This is a genomic window from Acidovorax sp. sif0632 (assembly GCF_019218805.1).
GTDB classification, from domain to species: Bacteria; Pseudomonadota; Gammaproteobacteria; order Burkholderiales; family Burkholderiaceae_C; genus Acidovorax; species Acidovorax facilis.
This window is the reverse complement of the sequence record NZ_JAHUWW010000004.1, coordinates 210,965-227,278: the sequence shown is the minus strand read 5'-3', so window position 1 is coordinate 227,278 and position 16,314 is coordinate 210,965. Positions and strand designations below refer to the sequence as shown.

Annotated in this window: 14 protein-coding genes; 10 read left to right on the top strand and 4 right to left on the bottom strand. The window is 66.7% G+C overall.

Annotated features, from left to right (window positions below):
- Window positions 1–13 precede the first annotated feature (13 nt).
- The 8 genes from KW832_RS14710 to KW832_RS14675 all read left to right on the top strand — a co-directional run bounded on the left by KW832_RS14710 (window position 14) and on the right by KW832_RS14675 (window position 7,615).
- Window positions 14–805, top strand: a complete 792-nt coding sequence (locus KW832_RS14710) for an anti-sigma factor domain-containing protein (protein ID WP_121420811.1) — start codon at window positions 14–16, stop codon at window positions 803–805.
- Between the two features lie 168 nt (window positions 806–973).
- On the top strand, window positions 974–2,527 hold the full coding sequence (locus KW832_RS14705; RefSeq protein WP_218300516.1) for a DUF4331 domain-containing protein: 1,554 nt from the start codon (window positions 974–976) through the stop codon (window positions 2,525–2,527).
- 17 nt (window positions 2,528–2,544) lie between these two features.
- Entirely contained in the window at window positions 2,545–2,796 is a 252-nt protein-coding gene (locus KW832_RS14700) for a hypothetical protein (RefSeq protein ID WP_218300515.1), read from the top strand.
- 99 nt (window positions 2,797–2,895) lie between these two features.
- On the top strand, window positions 2,896–4,038 hold the full coding sequence (locus tag KW832_RS14695; protein ID WP_218300514.1) for a hypothetical protein: 1,143 nt from the start codon (window positions 2,896–2,898) through the stop codon (window positions 4,036–4,038).
- On the top strand, window positions 4,038–5,330 hold the full coding sequence (locus KW832_RS14690) for a HupE/UreJ family protein (RefSeq protein ID WP_218300513.1): 1,293 nt from the start codon (window positions 4,038–4,040) through the stop codon (window positions 5,328–5,330). Before KW832_RS14695 ends, KW832_RS14690 begins: the two co-directional genes overlap by 1 nt.
- 124 nt (window positions 5,331–5,454) lie before the next feature.
- A complete protein-coding gene (locus tag KW832_RS14685) occupies window positions 5,455–6,387 on the top strand; it encodes a DUF3034 family protein (RefSeq protein ID WP_218300512.1) in 933 nt (310 codons plus the stop codon).
- Between the two features lie 12 nt (window positions 6,388–6,399).
- The gene (locus KW832_RS14680) at window positions 6,400–6,858 is read left to right on the top strand and encodes a group 1 truncated hemoglobin (RefSeq protein WP_121420816.1); all 459 of its coding nucleotides are present in this window, start codon (window positions 6,400–6,402) and stop codon (window positions 6,856–6,858) included.
- Window positions 6,859–6,943: 85 nt separating this feature from the next.
- Window positions 6,944–7,615: a plastocyanin/azurin family copper-binding protein gene (locus tag KW832_RS14675; RefSeq protein WP_121420817.1), complete on the top strand. Its 672-nt coding sequence runs from the start codon at window positions 6,944–6,946 to the stop codon at window positions 7,613–7,615.
- Window positions 7,616–7,753: 138 nt separating this feature from the next.
- On the opposite strand, the gene KW832_RS14670 is transcribed toward KW832_RS14675, so the two are convergent.
- Window positions 7,754–9,220, bottom strand: a complete 1,467-nt coding sequence (locus KW832_RS14670; RefSeq protein WP_218300511.1) for a rhomboid family intramembrane serine protease — start codon at window positions 9,218–9,220, stop codon at window positions 7,754–7,756.
- 226 nt (window positions 9,221–9,446) lie between these two features.
- On the opposite strand from KW832_RS14670, the gene KW832_RS14665 reads away from it, so the two are divergent.
- Together KW832_RS14665 and KW832_RS14660 are read left to right on the top strand one after the other, a co-directional pair.
- On the top strand, window positions 9,447–11,573 hold the full coding sequence (locus tag KW832_RS14665; RefSeq protein ID WP_218300510.1) for a catalase: 2,127 nt from the start codon (window positions 9,447–9,449) through the stop codon (window positions 11,571–11,573).
- A 42-nt stretch (window positions 11,574–11,615) separates the two neighbouring features.
- The gene (locus KW832_RS14660) at window positions 11,616–12,224 is read left to right on the top strand and encodes a hypothetical protein (protein ID WP_055400597.1); all 609 of its coding nucleotides are present in this window, start codon (window positions 11,616–11,618) and stop codon (window positions 12,222–12,224) included.
- 136 nt (window positions 12,225–12,360) lie between these two features.
- Here the strand turns inward: KW832_RS14660 and arsA are convergent, their stop codons facing one another.
- The 3 genes from arsA to KW832_RS14645 form a co-directional block, all read right to left on the bottom strand.
- Entirely contained in the window at window positions 12,361–14,178 is a 1,818-nt protein-coding gene (arsA, locus tag KW832_RS14655; RefSeq protein WP_218300509.1) for an arsenical pump-driving ATPase, read from the bottom strand.
- 52 nt (window positions 14,179–14,230) lie between these two features.
- Complete coding sequence (locus tag KW832_RS14650) at window positions 14,231–15,079, bottom strand: ZIP family metal transporter (RefSeq protein ID WP_218300508.1); 849 nt, start codon at window positions 15,077–15,079, stop codon at window positions 14,231–14,233.
- 286 nt (window positions 15,080–15,365) lie between these two features.
- Window positions 15,366–16,262 carry a dienelactone hydrolase family protein gene (locus KW832_RS14645; RefSeq protein ID WP_218300507.1) on the bottom strand — a complete coding sequence of 299 codons (897 nt, stop codon included), beginning with the start codon at window positions 16,260–16,262 and terminating at the stop codon, window positions 15,366–15,368.
- Window positions 16,263–16,314 lie beyond the last annotated feature (52 nt).

Here is a 16,314-nt window from a genome sequence, read left to right as displayed (position 1 = left end):
CGGAAGGTCCACCATGAACATCACCCAACACCCCGACCTGCTCGACCGCCTGGCCGCCAGCTATGCCCTGGGCACGCTGCGCGGCGGCGCCCGCCGCCGCTTTGAAACACTGGCACGCGAACACGCCACCGTGCGCGCCGCCGCCCTGGTGTGGCAGACCCGCTGGTCGGGCCTGACCGAGCTGCAACCTGCCATCGACCCCGCCCCCGCCGTGTGGACCCGCATCGACAACCTCGTGCAGGCCGACAAGGCTGCGGCGGCCATGCAGGCTGCGCGTGTGCCCCCGGCTGCTGCGGCCCCCGGTGGCTGGTGGCGCAACCTGCTGGTGTGGCGCGGTGCAGCCGCTGCGGGGGCCATCGCCACGCTGGCGGCCGTGGTGGTCGGTGTGCAGGTCAATGGTGGCCTGCGTGCCACCACCGGCGCGCAGATTGCCACGCTGCAGCAGCAACTGCAGGCCACACCCCAGATCCAGTACGTGGCCGTGCTGGCCGACGACAAGGCGGACGCGTCGATGCTGGTCACCTTCGACCCCAAGAACAACCAGCTGGTGCTGCAGCGCGTGGGCGGCTTTCAGGAGGGGGCGGACAAGTCGCTGCAACTGTGGGCGCTGCCACCCGGCCAAGGCCCACGCTCGCTCGGTGTGCTGGGGCATGACAAGCTGCTCAAGCTGGTGGCCCAGGAAGGTGATGTGAAGGAAGTGCCCACACTGGCCATCAGCCTGGAGCCGCTGGGCGGCGTACCCAGCGCCACAGGCCCGACCGGGCCGGTGCTGTTCAAGGGCGCACTGATCCGCAAGGCCACCTGAACGGCACGCAGCGGGCTGCTGCATGGGATTGCCGCGTGGGGTTGCCGCATGGGGCGGCGGGACGCCTTCCACAAAGAATCGTCGCAGCCGCTGAATCCAGAGGGTTCTCTTCGCCGTATAGGTGGTGGGGTGCTTGGCACCTCTCTATCCACCTACGAGGAGATCTCCATGCCATTGAGAAGAATCAGTCTGGCCGTGCTGGCTGCCCTGGCGGCCAGCGCAGCGGGCGTCAGCCTGGCGTCCAGCCACCGCGAAGCACCGTTCATCACGACCCAGCCCAAGGTTGACGGCGCCGATTTCTACCTGTTCAACAGCTACGAACCGGGCCGCGCGGGCTTTGTCACCATGATCGCCAACTACCTGCCGCTGCAGGATGCCTATGGCGGCCCCAACTACTTCAGCCTGGACCCGAATGCGCTGTATGAGATCCACATCGACAACAACGGCGACGCGGCGGAGGACATCACCTTCCAGTTCCGCTTCAAAAACACGCTGAACAACGGTGGCAACGGCATCACCCTCGACATCGGCCCTGACGGTGCCCGCAAGAAGGTAGCGATCCCGCTGCGCAACGCCGGTGGCATCAGCGGCGCGGCGGCCGACCCGCTGGCCTACCGGGAAGAGTACGAGATGTTCATCGTGCGCGGTGACCGCCGCACCGGCAAGCGCGAGCAGATCAGCATGGCTGGCGGGGGCACCACCTTCACCAAGCCCATCGATTACATCGGAGAAAAATCCCTGGGCAATGCCGCTGCCTACGACGCCTATGCCAGCAAATATGTGTATGGCATCAACATCCCCGGCTGCTCCACGCCCGGCAAGGTGTTTGTGGGCCAGCGGCAGGACCCGTTCCCTGTGTCGCTGGGCACCATCTTTGACCTGGTGAATGCGCCCGCTGCGGTCATCACCAGCGAGTCGAATGCAGCGGCTTTTGGTGCCGGCCAGATTGCCGACAAGAACGTGACCTCGCTGTCAGTGGAAGTGCCCACCAGTTGCCTCACGGCTGCATCGGGCGAGAAGGTCATTGGCGGCTGGACCACTGCCAGCCTGCGCCAGGCCCGCCTGCTCAACGGCAAGCCGGACTCGGGCCTGCAGGCCAGCGAGAAGGCCGGTGGCGCATGGACGCAGGTCTCGCGCCTGGGCATGCCGCTGGTCAATGAGGTGGTGATCGGCCTGAAGGACAAGGACAAGTTCAACGCGTCCAAGCCCAAGGACGACGCCGCCAACTTTGCGGACTATGTGACACACCCCACGCTGCCCGCGCTGGTCGAGACGCTGTTTGGCGCCAAGGCCCCCACCAACTTCCCACGCACGGATTTGATGACGGCCTTCCTCACGGGCCTGCCCACGGTGAACCGCCCCGGAAACATCACCGGCCTGGGCGCAGGCGGGCCCCTGGCCGAAATGCTGCGCCTGAACACCGGCATTGCGGCCACGCCAGTGGCTGCACAAAGCTCCCTGGGCGTGGTCGCCGGCGATGCGGCAGGCTTCCCCAACGGGCGCCGCCTGGGCGACGATGTGGTGGACGTGTCCCTGCGTGTGGCCATGGGTGCGCTGTGCACGGTGACCGGTGCCTCGGACGCACTCAAGGTGGGCTGCAAGCCCGGTGACGCCCCGGCAGGAGGCGTTGCATTTGTCGATGGCTCACGCACGAAGGCCACCGACTACCGCACAGCCTTCCCCTACGTGAACCCACCGCTGCCCGGTGCCAAGAACTTCTGATCCGAAGGAGCCACACCATGCAAAAAAACCTTCGGATTCAGCACCTGGCGCTCACCTCGGTGGCGGCATTGGCCATCACCGGCTGCGGCGGGGGCGGAGGCGGTGACAACACGGCAGACCCTGGCAATGGGGGCCCCGTGATGGTGAACGCGTTCGCTTACGTGCAGCCCATTGTGGCCAGCGGCGCGTCGGACACCACCGAGCCTCAGGCGGTGGACCAGCTGGTGCTGTCCAGCACCGAGACCGAAGAGCCCGATTCGCGGCTCTGACCTTCGCGCGATGCCCCTGGCAGCGCCCTGAATGGGCGTAACCAGGGGTATCCGTGGGTGAGTCTGCCTCCTCCCATACCCGTTTGTTTTCACGAGCCCATGAAGAAACCTTCCCACCTTGTGTGCGCGGCCCTGCACCTGATGTTCTGGGCTGGCACGGCCGCAGCGGCCTTGCCGCAGGACTTGCCCCCCGGCCTGGATGCCGATGTGGTCGAGCGCCTGCCTGAACGCGTGGCTGCAGCCCCCGCAACCCCCCAGACCGCCGCCACCATCGCCCGGCGCTGGATCAGCTTGTCACGCGAGACGGCGGACCCGCGTTACCTGGGCCGGGCTCAAGCGGCCCTGGCGCGCTGGTGGGGCCAGGCCGATGCCCCCGCCGATCTGCTGGTGTTGCAGGCCACCGTGGAACAAGGGCGCCATGAATTTGCAGCAGCGCGCGCCACGCTGGAGCGTGCCTTGCAGGCCAACCCCGCGCAGGTGCAGGGCTGGCTCACGCTGGCCACGCTGGAGCGTGTGGCCGCGCGCTATGAGGCCGCCGAGGCCGCCTGTCGCAACGTGGCGCGCTATGGCGCCACGCTGCATGCCACCGCCTGCCTGCTTGAAACCCGTTCACTTCAAGGTCAGCACGATGCTGCGCGCAGCGGTCTCACCGCCCTGTGGCAGCAGGCTGCGGGGGATGCCACCCAGCGGGCCTGGATTGGGTCACTGCTGGCCGAGAGCGAAGAGCGCGCAGGGCGCGATGATGCCGCCGACGCTGCCTACCGCCGCAGCCTGGCCGATGCCCCCGACGGCTACACCGCGCTGGCCTATGCCGACCAGCTGTTGCGCCGCAACCGTGCGAGCGCCGCGCTGGAGGTACTCAGGCCCCAGCCCGACAGCGATGCCGTGCTGCTGCGGCGCGCACAGGCCCTGCGGCTGATGGGGGACGCCGCGTGGCAGCCCCTGGCGCGCGACCTGGAAGCGCGGTTTGCCGCCATCGTGGCGCGCGGTGAGGGGCTGGATGCCCATGCCCGTGAGCGCGCCCTGTTGGCGTTGTGGTTGCAAGGGCAACCCGCCGCCGCGTGGAAGGCGGCCCGCACGAATCTTGCCCTGCAAAAAGAGCCACTCGACTGGTGGCTTGCACTGCAGACCTCTGAACAATCGGGCGACGCTGCCGCCCACCAGGCGGTGCGGCAGGCCCTCCTGCAAACCGGGCTGCAGGACGTGCGCCTGGCGCGCTGGCAACCCCGGGGAGGCCAATGATGCGCTGCGAACACTGGACAACGGCCCCCCTGCGAGCCATGGTGGCGGTCGTGTTGCTTGCCGCGGCGCTGGTGCCCAGCGCACGGGCCCACAAGGCCAGCGACGCCTATCTGCGGGTGGCGGATGCCCCGGCGCCTGAGGGCGCTGCAGGGGCAGGCGCATCGGTAGGCCTGGTGCTGTCGGTGGCGTTGAAGGATGTGGACGCCGCGCTGGAGCAGCTCGATGCCGATGGCGACCGCCAGCTCACCTGGGGGGAGGTGCGGCAGTCCGTGCCCGCCATGGCCCAGTGGGTGGGCCATGGCATGTTGTGGCAGTGCGATGGAACGGCGACGGCCCCCGCCTGGCGCTTTGAAGCACTGGAGCAGCGCACCGATGGCCGTTACGCGCGACTGGCTGCCACGCTCCCCTGTGCGCCCGCCCAGGCAGTCACCCTGCGCTACGGGCTGATGCAGGGCATCGACCCCACGCACCGTCTGCTGGTGGGCGGTGTGCTCGGCGGCCAGCCGCTGGCGGCCGTGCTGGCCCCCGATGGGCGCGCCAGCACCGACCTGCGATCCGCAGGCAGCGGTGTCGCACCCCAATGGGAGCCAGGTGCGCAAGGGGCTGGAGGTGCAGACGCCCAGGAGCCCGCATCCCCACGCAGTGGTGTGGCAACACTGCTGCAATTTGTGGCCGAAGGGGTGCACCACATTCTGCAAGGCTATGACCACCTGGCCTTTTTGCTGGCGCTGTTGCTGCCCATTTCGCTGGTGCGACAGCCTCTGCCTCGCAGCCCGCAACCGATGACAAAGCAGCTGCCTGCGTCCCGGACGACTGACGCTCTGGATCGCCGTACCGGGCTGAAGGCGCTTTTGCTCACCGTCACGCTCTTTACCTTGGGCCACTCGGTCACGCTGGCACTGGCGGGCCTGGGCTGGGTGACGGTGTCGGGCAATTGGGTGGAACCTGCCATTGCGATCAGCATTGGTATCTCGGCGCTGCTGAATCTGTTCCCCGTCCGGGGCCTGCGCGGCCACTGGCTGGCGCTGGGCTTTGGCCTGATCCACGGCCTCGGCTTCTCGGGGGTGCTGGTGGAAGCAGGGATTTCAGGCAGCTCGCTGGTGTGGGCGTTGGCGGGGTTCAACCTGGGGGTCGAGGCGGGGCAGCTCCTGGTGGTGGCCCTGTGGTGTGCTGCATCCTTGGTGCTGGCGCGTTGGGCGCTTTACCGCACGGTGGTGGTGCGGGGGGGCTCGGCGGCGCTGCTGGTGTTGTCGCTGTACTGGACGGTGCAGCGGATCGCTTTTTCGGGCTGAGCCACCGCGCCAGCGGCGGCGTGGTTCAAAGACCCTCGGCAGCGCTCTGGAATGTGCATCCGCTGGAGGCGCCCTGACGTACCTCCACCGGTGTAGCATTTATTTACAACCCAGGAGCGACCCCATGAAGAATCCACGCTGGCTTGCGGTGTCCGCCACGCTTGCCTTGGCCGCCACTGTGGCCCATGCCGACACCGGCAAACTGCTGCTCACAGGGGGCGTCAGCACCATCGCCGGGTCGGCCGGTGGCGGGCTCACCCCCTGGGCGGTGATCGGCAGCAACGCCACCGAAGGCGAGGTGGGCTTTTCCGGCTACGCCACGCGCGCCGCCACGCAGGACTACGGCCTCAATGGCTACGGTGTTGCGGTGGGTTTGCATGACCGGGTGGAGCTGTCGCTGGCGCGGCAGGACTTTGACGCATCACCCGCCATCGCGCTCAATGGCATTGCGCCGTTTGGCGTGACCCCCGGGCAGCACATCCAGATGGATATCGTGGGCATCAAAGTCAAGGTGGCAGGCGATGCTGTGCTGAACGCCGACAGCTGGATGCCGCAGATCGCCGTGGGGCTGGAGCACAAGCGCGTGCGCCCTGGCTCCATCGGGTCGGTGCTCGACTTTCTGGGCACCCAAACCATCGGCACCGACGTGTATGTGAGCGCCACCAAGCTGCTGCTGGCGCAGAGCCTGCTGGTCAACGGCACGCTGCGCTCCACCAACGCCAACCAGAACGGCCTGCTGGGCTTTGGCGCTGCCGCACCCGGCAAGAACCGCCGCAGCCTGCAGCCCGAGTTCTCGGTGGCGTACCTCATCAGCAAGAACCTGGCGGTGGGCGCCGAAGTCCGCTTCAAACCCAACAACCTGCAGGCGCTGGGCGCCGCCGCCGGCCTGGGCGCCGCGTTGCGCGAGGACGACTGGAAAGACATCTTCATCGCCTGGGCGCCCAGCAAGAACCTGTCACTGACGCTGGCCTATGTAGACCTGGGCCGCATCGTGCCGGGCATCACCAACCACCGCCGCCAGACGGGCTACTACCTGTCGGCCCAGGTCGCTTTCTGAAGAGACTTTTCCATGACCCACCCCAAAACCCTCATTGCCCTTGCACTCGCCCTGGGCGGCCTGCTGGCCCAGCCAGCGTTGGCCCAGACCGGCGCCGCCAATGCCACGGCCCCTGCAGGCCTCTACCAGGCCCTGGGTGAAAAGCCCGGCATCACGCGCCTGATGGACGATTTTGTGAACCGTCTGGTGGTGGACCCACGCATCGGCGGCCACTTCAAGGACACCAAACCCGCCGCGCTCAAGGAAAGCCTGACCGACCAGATCTGCCAGCTCAGCGGTGGCCCTTGCAAATATGAAGGCGCTGACATGAAATCAGCCCATGCCGACATGGACATCACCAAGGGCCACTTCAACGCCCTGGTGGAGGTGCTGCAAAGCGCCATGGATGCCCAGGGCATACCGTTCGCACAGCAAAACCGCCTGCTGGCCTTGCTGGCGCCCATGCACCGCGATGTGATCACCATCCGCTGAGAATGTACCTATGAAAAATACTATGATTTTTGTAGCTGCTAGCGCTTTGTGGGCAAGCGCTAGCGCCGGAAATGTTCAAATCCAGGTGCTGGACCGCGACGGCAAGCCCGTGCCCGAAGCCGTGGTGGTGGTGTACCCCGGTGGCACGGGCGGCACATCGCCCAGCCTGCTGCAGGCCAACCCCACCATCGAGCAGGAAAAGATGCGCTTTGTGCCCGCCGTCACGGTGGTCGAGCCCGGTGCCACGGTGCGCTTTACCAACCAGGACCGCTGGGACCACCACGTGCGCGGTGCGGCGGCGGGCCTGGCGGCTGCGGCGGGCACAGCCAACAGCGGTTTTGAACTGCGCCTGGCGGGCAAGGCCGACGGCAAGCCTGCCAACTCCTTCGAGGTCAAGCTCGATACGCCGGGGGTGGTGCTGTTGTCATGCCACCTGCACGGCTCCATGCGCGGCCATGTGTTTGTGACGGATTCGGGCTGGACGCTGAAGACCGATGCCGATGGCATTGCCCGCTTTGCGGGCGTGCCGGATGGTGCCGCGCAGGTGCGGGTGTGGCATGCGGAACAGTTGATTGATTTGCCGCGCAAGGCGCTGAACGTGGTGCCGGGACCGGTGCTGGACACCGTGCAGTTGAGCGTGGTGCCGCGCGTGCGGCGGGCGCCACCGGCTGCGCCTCCTACTGCACCTGGAGGGCCGATGGGGGGATACAGCCAGGGGCCTGCCGGGCATCTGCAGCAGGTGGCGCATCGGCATTGATGGGCTGGTGGACCAGGCTCCGACCAGCTCAGCCCAACCGATAGAAACTAGCAATGCGATTTCGGAAATTGCTACTAATTCAATAGCTGCTTGCGCCTACTCAATAAGCGCTAGCACCACATTTACCAACAACAATCCTCACCCCAGGCCCCGCAGCGCCGCACTCCCAGGCGCCAGCTGCTTCAGCTGCGGTCCCAAAGCAGCCGCCTGCTCGCGCCGCCCCGCATGGCATAAGGCCGACACCAGCATGCCCAGCGTCTCGCCCAGCTCGGGGTGCGTGGGGGCAGTCATGTGCAAGGCGTTGAACAGCTTTTCGGCATCGCCCCATTGCTGCGCACGCGCAAAGCGGCGTGAGAGGCGGGCCATGTCGTCCGGCTGCAAACGGGCACCGGGCTTGGCCTTTTCAAAATACGTGCGGTAGCTGGCGTGCTGAAACTGCAGCGTCTGCTCGTCGTGGGCGTGCAGGCGAAAGATGCGGCGCGCGGCGCGGTGGAAGTCTTCGCCGTCGGGCCACAGCGATGCCGTTTTGAACCAGGCGCTGAGCACCGCCTGGTCTTGCGGGCGCAGCTTGGCTGCAGCGCGCCACTGGGCCAGGGCCTGTTCGAACTTCATGCCCTGCGCCAGGCGCTGGGCGTTGGCCACATGGGCGTCAAAGCCGTCGTCGAGCGCGGCGTCCTGCGTCACCGGCACTACCATCGGTTTCTTGCGCAGCAGCATGGCCAGCGCCATCAGCGATGCGCCGGTCACCAGCCCGCCCAGGTGGGCCATGTAGGCCACGCCCTTTCCGCTCAGCCAGTGCTGCAGCAACTCGTTGGCAATCCACGCGGGCAACAGCAGCAACGCCGGTGCGGTCACGTAGTTGAAGTAGAAAAACAGCTGGTAGAAAAACCGCACGCGCCGCAGCCGGTACAGCACCGCGTACATGCCCATCAGGGCCGACACGGCGCCCGAAGCGCCCAGGCCGTAGCTGCCCATGCCCGCATAGGCCCAGCCCGCCAGCAGCGAGCCGCCCAGGCCACCCAGCAGGTAAAACGCCAGGTACCAGCCCCGGCCCAGTGCCAGCTCCACCGAAAAGCCGAACAGAAACAAAAATACCATGTTGCCGATGAGGTGCCCGGTGCTGCCGTGCAAGAAGGTGGCCGTGAGCCAGGTGACGGGGCGCAACTCCGCGTCTTTTTCAAAGTTCTGCGCCCACTTGCGGGTGAAGGGGGCTGGCATCCGGGCTTCGTACTGAGTGCGCGCGGCATTCCAGTCGGTGTACTGCGGGTCTTCGGGTGGCACAAAGCGCGGGCTTTTCAGCCGCTGCTGAAAGCCGTCTTCCTGCTCCATCCAGCGCAACAGCATGCGATGGTCGCCCGCCTTTTGCAGGGCGCGGGCCTCTTTGAGGTGCTTGTCGCCGGTCTCTTCCAGCCAGGCCACAAAACGCGGGACTTCGATGGCGGGCAAGGGGCTGGCCACGTAGAAGGCGGCCGCCCGGTCCTGCGCCTTTTCTTCCGAGCGCTGCGGGCCCCAGAACACGAGCATGTTCACCAGGATCAGCAGCACCGTCATCCAGGGCGGGTTGCGCCAGGTGGGCCGGTTTTCGAGGGGGATGGCGTAGAACATGGATCAGTCTGGCAAGGGCAAAGGAGAGGGTCGCGCCACAAGGCAATGGGCCCTGCAGGATGGGCGCAAGCGTAGCAAACACCGAGAGGCTTTAGCGCACAGGCAACGGGCCATTGCCTGACGACGACGACGCCCGGATGGGGCGGCGTCCTACTCCTCGAAAAGCACGGGGGTCCAACGATGTTGGTTGGTCTTGTTTCATTACCCAGAACCCCCAGGAGCGCCCATGGCCCAAACCCCCACTTCGCGCGGCGCGGCAAAAAAATCGCCGTCTGCCCTGCCCTCTTCCACCCAGTCAGACACATTTCGCGGCAACGCAGGCGAATTGCAGCAGCAAGCCGGGGGCAAGCACCCGGTGCTGACCACGCAGCAGGGCATCCCGGTGGCAGACAACCAGAATTCCCTGCGCCCGTCGCCACGCGGCCCCACGCTGCTCGAAGACTTCGTCCTGCGCGAGAAGATCACGCACTTTGACCACGAGCGCATCCCCGAGCGCATCGTGCATGCGCGCGGCTCGGCAGCCCACGGTTTCTTTGAACTCACGCATTCGCTCAAGCAATACACCACCGCCAAGGTGCTGACGGAAGTGGGCGTGCAGACGCCCGTGTTCACGCGCTTTTCGACCGTGGCAGGCGGTGCGGGATCGGTGGACACACCGCGTGACGTGCGCGGCTTTGCCGTCAAGTTCTACACGCCCGAAGGCAACTGGGACCTGGTAGGCAACAACATCCCCGTGTTCTTCATCCAGGATGCGATGAAGTTCCCGGACCTGGTGCACGCGGTGAAGATGGAACCCGACCGCGCGTTCCCCCAGGCGGCCAGTGCGCACGACACCTTCTGGGACTTTGTCTCGCTGATGCCCGAAACCATGCACATGATCATGTGGGCCATGAGCGACCGCACCATCCCGCGCAGCCTGCGCATGATGGAGGGGTTTGGCGTGCACAGCTTCCGGCTCGTCAATGCTGCGGGCGACAGCACGTTCGTGAAGTTCCACTGGCGCCCCAAGCTGGGCATCCAGTCCACGGTGTGGGACGAAGCCGTCAAGCTGCAATCGGCCGACAACGACTTCCACCGGCGCGACCTGTTCGAAGCCATCGAGGCGGGCGACTTCCCGGAATGGGAGCTGTCGGTGCAGCTCTTTACCGAAGAAGACGCCGAGCGCTTCCCGTTCGACCACCTGGACCCCACCAAGCTCATCCCCGAAGAACTGGTGCCCCTGCAGCCTGTTGGCCGCATGGTGCTCAACCGCTGGCCCGACAACTTCTTTGCAGAAACCGAGCAGGTGGCGTTTTGCCCCGCCAACGTGCCGCCTGGCATCGACTTCAGCAACGACCCGCTGCTGCAGGGCCGCCTGTTCTCGTACCTGGACACGCAGCTGTCCCGCCTGGGCGGGCCCAACTTCACGCAGATCCCCATCAATGCGCCCAAGTGCCCGTTCCACAACATGCAGCGCGACGGTCACATGCAGATGCAGGTGCCCAAGGGCCGCGTTGCCTACGAACCCAGCAGCCTGCAGGGTGACACGCCACGCGCCTCACTGGCACAAGGCTTCCGCCACTTCGCTCAGGCCGACGACGGCGATGGCCGAGGAAAAGGCCGTATCCGCCCCGAGAGTTTTGCCGACCACTACAGCCAGGCGCGCATGTTCTTTCGCAGCCAGAGCCCGCTGGAGCAGGCACACATGGCGTCGGCCTTGGTATTCGAGCTGTCCAAGGTAGCCACCGTGCATGTGCGTGAAGCCGTGGTGGGCCACCTGCAGCATGTAGACACCGACCTCGCCCAGCGTGTGGCCGACGGCCTGGGCATGCAGGCGCTGCCCCCCGCCCCGACTGCCGCCGAGCCAGTGCAGGACCTGCCCCCTTCACCTGCGCTGCGCATCATCGACCGCATGAAGCCCACGCTGCAGGGGCGCTGCATCGGCATCCTGGTGGCCGATGGCTCCAACGGCAACACGGTGGCCAACCTGCGCAAGGCGCTGGAGAAGGTGGGCGCCACCGTCAAGATCGTGTCGCCCAAGGTGGGCGGAGCCGTGCTGAAAGACGGCACGCTGTTGCCCGCCGACGGACAGCTGCAAGGCACGCCATCGGTTGTGTTTGACGCTGTGGCCTCCATCCTGTCGCCCGACATGGGCGCACTGCTGGCCAAAGAGGCCGCCGCCGTGGACTGGTTCCGCGACGCGTTCGGCCACCTCAAGGCGATTGCCGCCTGCAAGGGCACCCAGGCCATCCTGCAAGCCGGTGGCATCGAGCCCGACGCAGGCGTGGTGGACCCCGCCGACGCGCAGGGCTTCATCGCCGCCGCACAGACCCGCCAGTGGGAGCGCGAACCCAAGGTCCGCACTCTCGCATGACGCATCCATCCCGTTGCCAACCCCACCACCCAAGGAGAAACCATGCCCAAAGCCCACTATGACAGCCACCAGCTTGATGATCTTGTGCTCCAGATGATGGAAACCGAACTCGGCGGCGAGCAGGTGTACCGCACCGCGCTCACCTGTGCCGTGAACCCCGATCTCAAGAAGGAATGGGAAAGCTATCTGGAAGAAACCTTGACCCACCAGGACGTGGTGCGCAGCCTGTGCGACACCCTGGGGCTGGACCCCGATGCGCAGTCGCCCAGTCGGGCGGTGGTCAAACACATCGGCGAATCCCTGGTCAAGGCCATGCTGCTGGCCAAACAGGGGGGCAACCCCGCCGCCGCCCAGTTGGTGGCCTGTGAATGCGTAGTGCACGCCGAGACGAAAGACCACGCCAATTGGGAGCTGCTGGGCAAGGTGGCCGAGGTGGCCACGGGCGACGTGGGCCAGACGTTGAAATCGGCCCACAAGGCGGTGGAGAAAGACGAGGACCACCACCTGTACCACACCAAGGGCTGGTGTCGCGAGCTGGCCCTGGAGGCGCTGGGCCTGCCTGCCGTGCTGCCCCCTCCCGAAGAGGTCAAGAACGTGGAGACCGCCATTGGCGCATCGCGCGCCGAGCAACAGCGCGAAACCATGCTCTGACCTCAGCGATGCCGCAAGGCGGTGGCACACCGCCCGGCATTCGCTATTAAAAATATAGCTGCTTGCGCTTTACTGATAAGCGCTGGCAGCTATTTTTCTTTGGCACTTGCCCCCCCATTCCCTATTCCTGTTTGCCTCAACGGATCGTGGCTGGGGGCGCCGACGCCAGTTGGCCCAGTGCAGCCACCCCCACCGGCGGCGTAGCCAGACAGGGCAGCACATAAGTGCGCTGCGCCAGGCCGTTGGCAATGCGCGCGGCCTGCTGTTGCTCGCCGACCAGGCGGGCCTGCAGCAGCGGGTCGCTGGTGCCCGTGGCCGCCACGCTTTTGTTGATGACCCAGGCCCATGGCTCGATGTGGGCGCGGCGCAGGTCGTCCTGCAGCGCTGCCGCCTGGCTCACGGGGGTGACTTCGGGCAGCGTGACGATGACCACATGGGTCATGTCAGCGTCCTGCAGCCGCATGAGCGGGGTGATGATGTGTTTGGAGTTTGCGCTGCCTTCGTACTGCTGCGTCATCTGCCGGTGGTAGGCGCCGGTGGCGTCCATCAGCAGCAGGCTGTGGCCGGTGGGCGCCGTGTCCAGCACCACAAAGGCGCTGCGCGCTTCGTTGACCACGCGGCTGAAGGCATGGAACACGGCCACCTCTTCCGTGCAGGGCGATTGCAGGTCTTCCAGCAGCAGGGCGCGGCCCGCGTCGTCCAGGGCCTTGCCGCGCGTGGCCATGATCTTGTCGATGTAGGCTTGGGTTTCGGCCTGCGGGTCGATACGCCCCACTTTCAGACCCGGCAGGCTGCCGTCGAGCTGGCTTTGCACATGGGCTGCCGGGTCGGTGGTGGTGAGGTGCACGCTGTGCCCGCGCTGCACCAGGCCCACGGCCAGCGCGGCAGCGATGGTGGTCTTGCCCACGCCGCCCTTGCCCATCACCATGATGAGGCCGCGGCCCTTGGCGGCCAGTGCATCAGCCAGGGACGAGAGGGGTTCGGCCTGCAACGACGCGCCGACAACGGCAGAGGGCGCGCTCAATGGCACCGCGCCACCCGCCAGCAAGGCCCTCAGCGCAGGCAAACCCACAGTGTCGAAGGCGCGCAGCGGCACCTCGTCGCGGGGCAGGTGCGCCAGCGCATCGGGCATCTGGTCCATGGCCTGACGGCCCAGGGCCTCGATTGCATCGGCCACGGCGTCATGCCCCGGCTGGCTGGCATGGAACACGCCGTTGATGGCCAGGCGCTGGTTGGCCAGGCCCAGGGCGCGCAGCTCCAGCGCGGTGCGCGCAGCCTCTTGCATGGGGCGGGGGTCGGGGCGGGTGACCAGCACCACGGTGGTCAGGGCCGGGTCGCTCAGCGCGGCCAGGGCGGCGTTGAAGCGCGCCTCCTGCATCTTGAGCCCCGAGTGCGGCCCGAGGCACGAGGCGCCCCGGTCGTTGCCCGCCAGGAATCCGGTCCAGGCCTTGGGCAGGCTCAGCAGGCGCAGCGTGTGGCCGGTGGGCGCGGTGTCGAACACTACATGGTCGAACACGTGGCCGATGGCGCTGCCCTCGCTGGCCAGCAGCGCTGCAAATTCGTCGAACGCCGCGATCTCGGTGGTGCAGGCGCCCGAGAGTTGTTCGCGCACTGTCGCGCGTTCGTCGCTGGTGGCCGTCGACTCCAGCTGCGCCAGCACACGCTGGCGGTAGGCCTCGGCGGCCGTGTCGGGGTCGATGTTGAGCATGTGCAGCCCCGGCACCCCGGGCACGGCCACCGGCTGGTTGGACAGCGGCACGCCGAGCATTTCATCGAGGTTGGAGGCTGCATCGGTGCTAACCAGCAGCACCTGCCGACCAGCATCCGCCAGGGCAATGGCCGCAGCCGTGGACAACGAGGTCTTGCCTACGCCGCCCTTGCCCGTAAAAAACAGAAAACGCGTGGGCTGGGCGAGCAGGCCCAGGGTGGCGGGGGCGGCGTGGGGGGAAGTCATCTCACCAGAATGGCACAACCACCTGGCGCGGCCTTGAGCCAGGTCAAGGGTGTCAGTGCGCGTGCGCCGCGCCGCTCACCAGCGTGACGATCACCATGCCTGCGATCAGCCAGGCGATCTGCGCAATGGTTTCGCGCGCCGTGAGGCGCTTTTGCAGCTGGGGGATCAGGTCGGCCAGCGCCACATACACAAAACTGCTCGACGCCACGGCCAGGAAGTAGGGCAAGAAGTCTTGCAGCTGCCCCACCAGGAAGTAGCCCACCACGCCGCCCAGCGCCGTCACCGCGCCCGCCAGCGACACCTTGACCAGGGCCATGCGGCGGTTGGGGCTGGTCTGGCGCAGCACCACCAGGTCGCCCATGTGGTGCGGCACCTCATGCGCCAGCACCGATACGGCGGCGATCACCCCTAGGCGGATGTCGGCCAGAAAGGCCGAGGCGATCAGGATGCCGTCGCCAAAACAATGCACGCTGTCGCCGGTCAACACGGCCCAGCCGCCCGAGCGCGGGCCATGGTGGTGGTGCGCATGGCCATGGTCATGGCCGTGGTGGGCATCGTGGGAATGCCCATGGCCGTGGGCATGGACCTGCGCGGCTGGCGCAGAGTGGCTGTGCTCATGCCCGTGGTGCCACAGCTCGGCCTTGTCCAGCAAGAAGAAAAACACCACGCCCACCAGCAAGGTGGCAAACAGGTCGTGGGCGCCCGCCTGGCTCTCGAACGCCTCGGGCAGCAGGTGCATGAAGGCCGTGGCCAGCAGGGCGCCCGCGGCCAGGCTCAGCAGGTGCTGGGGGCCCACGCTGTCGGTGCGCCCGCCCAGGCCCAGCCGCATCAGCAGTGCGGCCAGCCACACGCTGCCAATGCCCGCAGCCAGCGTGGCCAAGATGATTGCTACTAAAGTCATAGCTTCTTACGCTTTATAGATAAGCCACAGAGCTTATTTTCGTTCAAATCCCACGCCCCGGACGCGAGATTAAAAAAGCCGCCCCGGTGAGGGGGCGGCTGCGGGCGGATTGCAGGGTACCGGCTCAGAGGCTGAGAGTTTTTTGCCCGAGCCCGAACGGTGCGTCAAAACGCAGCTGATCGAGGCGCAAAGCGCAGCCATAGCTCGGGCTATGGCGAGCATTTGCAACGACGAGCAGCGGTGTTTTGGCGCACAAGGCGGGCATAGGCAAAAGACTCTCAGCCTCTCAGACTACGCCGTGCGTCTTGAACCAGGCCAGCGCCCGCTTCCAGCCGTCTTCGGCGGCTTCCTTGCGGTAGCTCGCGCGGTAGTCGGCATGGAAGGCGTGGGGCGCGTCGGGGTACACCACAAATTCCGATGCCTTGGCCTGCGGCGAGCCACTGGCCAGGGCAGCTTTCATCTTATCAATCGTGTCAAGGGGTATCCCGGTATCTTTTTCGCCATACAGGCCCAGCACGGGGGCCTTGAGGATGGGGGCGATCTCCACGGGGTGCTTGGGCGTCAGCTCACTGGCCTGGCCCACCAGCCTGCCGTACCAGGCCACGCCCGCTTTCACGGGGCCATGGGCTGCGTACAGCCAGGTGATACGGCCGCCCCAGCAAAAGCCGGTGATGCCCATGCGCGCGGCATCGCCGCCGTTGGCAGTGGCCCATTGCACCGCACCATCGAGGTCGGCCATCACCTGGGCGTCAGGCACCTTGGAGACCACTTCGGCCATGAGCTTGGCAATGTCAGTGTACTGCGACGGGTCGCCCTGGCGCGCATACAGCTGGGGCGCAATGGCCAGGTAGCCTGCCTTGGCAAAGCGGCGGCAGGTGTCGGCGATGTACTCGTGCACGCCAAAGATTTCCTGGATCACCAGCACCACGGGCAGGCCCGTCTTGCCGGCAGGTGCCGCGCGGTAGGCGGGCACCTTGAAGCCGTTGACCGTAAAACTCACCTCCCCGGCCGTCAGGCCGTCGCTGGGCGTGGCGATGGCCGTCTGCGCCATGATGGGTGCGGCTGCCGCCGCATAGCCCAGGCCAAGGGCGGTCTGTAGCGCCGTGCGTCGGGTGGCGCCCGCCTCGGTGGTGCGGCCAGGCAAAAGCGCGCGTGCGTCGGAGTGGAGGTCTTCAGTGAGCATCGGTTTCTCCAGGGTGAAAGAAGAGGGGGCCAACAAGGGCGGTAACGGGCGG

Bases quoted from the DNA above. Each gene is read 5' to 3' on its own strand.
- KW832_RS14710 (WP_121420811.1), top strand. From the start codon at position 14: ATGAACATCACCCAACACCCCGACCTGCTCGACCGCCTGGCCGCCAGC.
- KW832_RS14705 (WP_218300516.1), top strand. From the start codon at position 974: ATGCCATTGAGAAGAATCAGTCTGGCCGTGCTGGCTGCCCTGGCGGCC.
- KW832_RS14700 (WP_218300515.1), top strand. From the start codon at position 2,545: ATGCAAAAAAACCTTCGGATTCAGCACCTGGCGCTCACCTCGGTGGCG.
- KW832_RS14695 (WP_218300514.1), top strand. From the start codon at position 2,896: ATGAAGAAACCTTCCCACCTTGTGTGCGCGGCCCTGCACCTGATGTTC.
- KW832_RS14690 (WP_218300513.1), top strand. From the start codon at position 4,038: ATGCGCTGCGAACACTGGACAACGGCCCCCCTGCGAGCCATGGTGGCG.
- KW832_RS14685 (WP_218300512.1), top strand. From the start codon at position 5,455: ATGAAGAATCCACGCTGGCTTGCGGTGTCCGCCACGCTTGCCTTGGCC.
- KW832_RS14680 (WP_121420816.1), top strand. From the start codon at position 6,400: ATGACCCACCCCAAAACCCTCATTGCCCTTGCACTCGCCCTGGGCGGC.
- KW832_RS14670 (WP_218300511.1), bottom strand. From the start codon at position 9,220: ATGTTCTACGCCATCCCCCTCGAAAACCGGCCCACCTGGCGCAACCCG.
- KW832_RS14665 (WP_218300510.1), top strand. From the start codon at position 9,447: ATGGCCCAAACCCCCACTTCGCGCGGCGCGGCAAAAAAATCGCCGTCT.
- KW832_RS14660 (WP_055400597.1), top strand. From the start codon at position 11,616: ATGCCCAAAGCCCACTATGACAGCCACCAGCTTGATGATCTTGTGCTC.
- arsA (WP_218300509.1), bottom strand. From the start codon at position 14,178: ATGACTTCCCCCCACGCCGCCCCCGCCACCCTGGGCCTGCTCGCCCAG.
- KW832_RS14650 (WP_218300508.1), bottom strand. From the start codon at position 15,079: ATGACTTTAGTAGCAATCATCTTGGCCACGCTGGCTGCGGGCATTGGC.
- KW832_RS14645 (WP_218300507.1), bottom strand. From the start codon at position 16,262: ATGCTCACTGAAGACCTCCACTCCGACGCACGCGCGCTTTTGCCTGGC.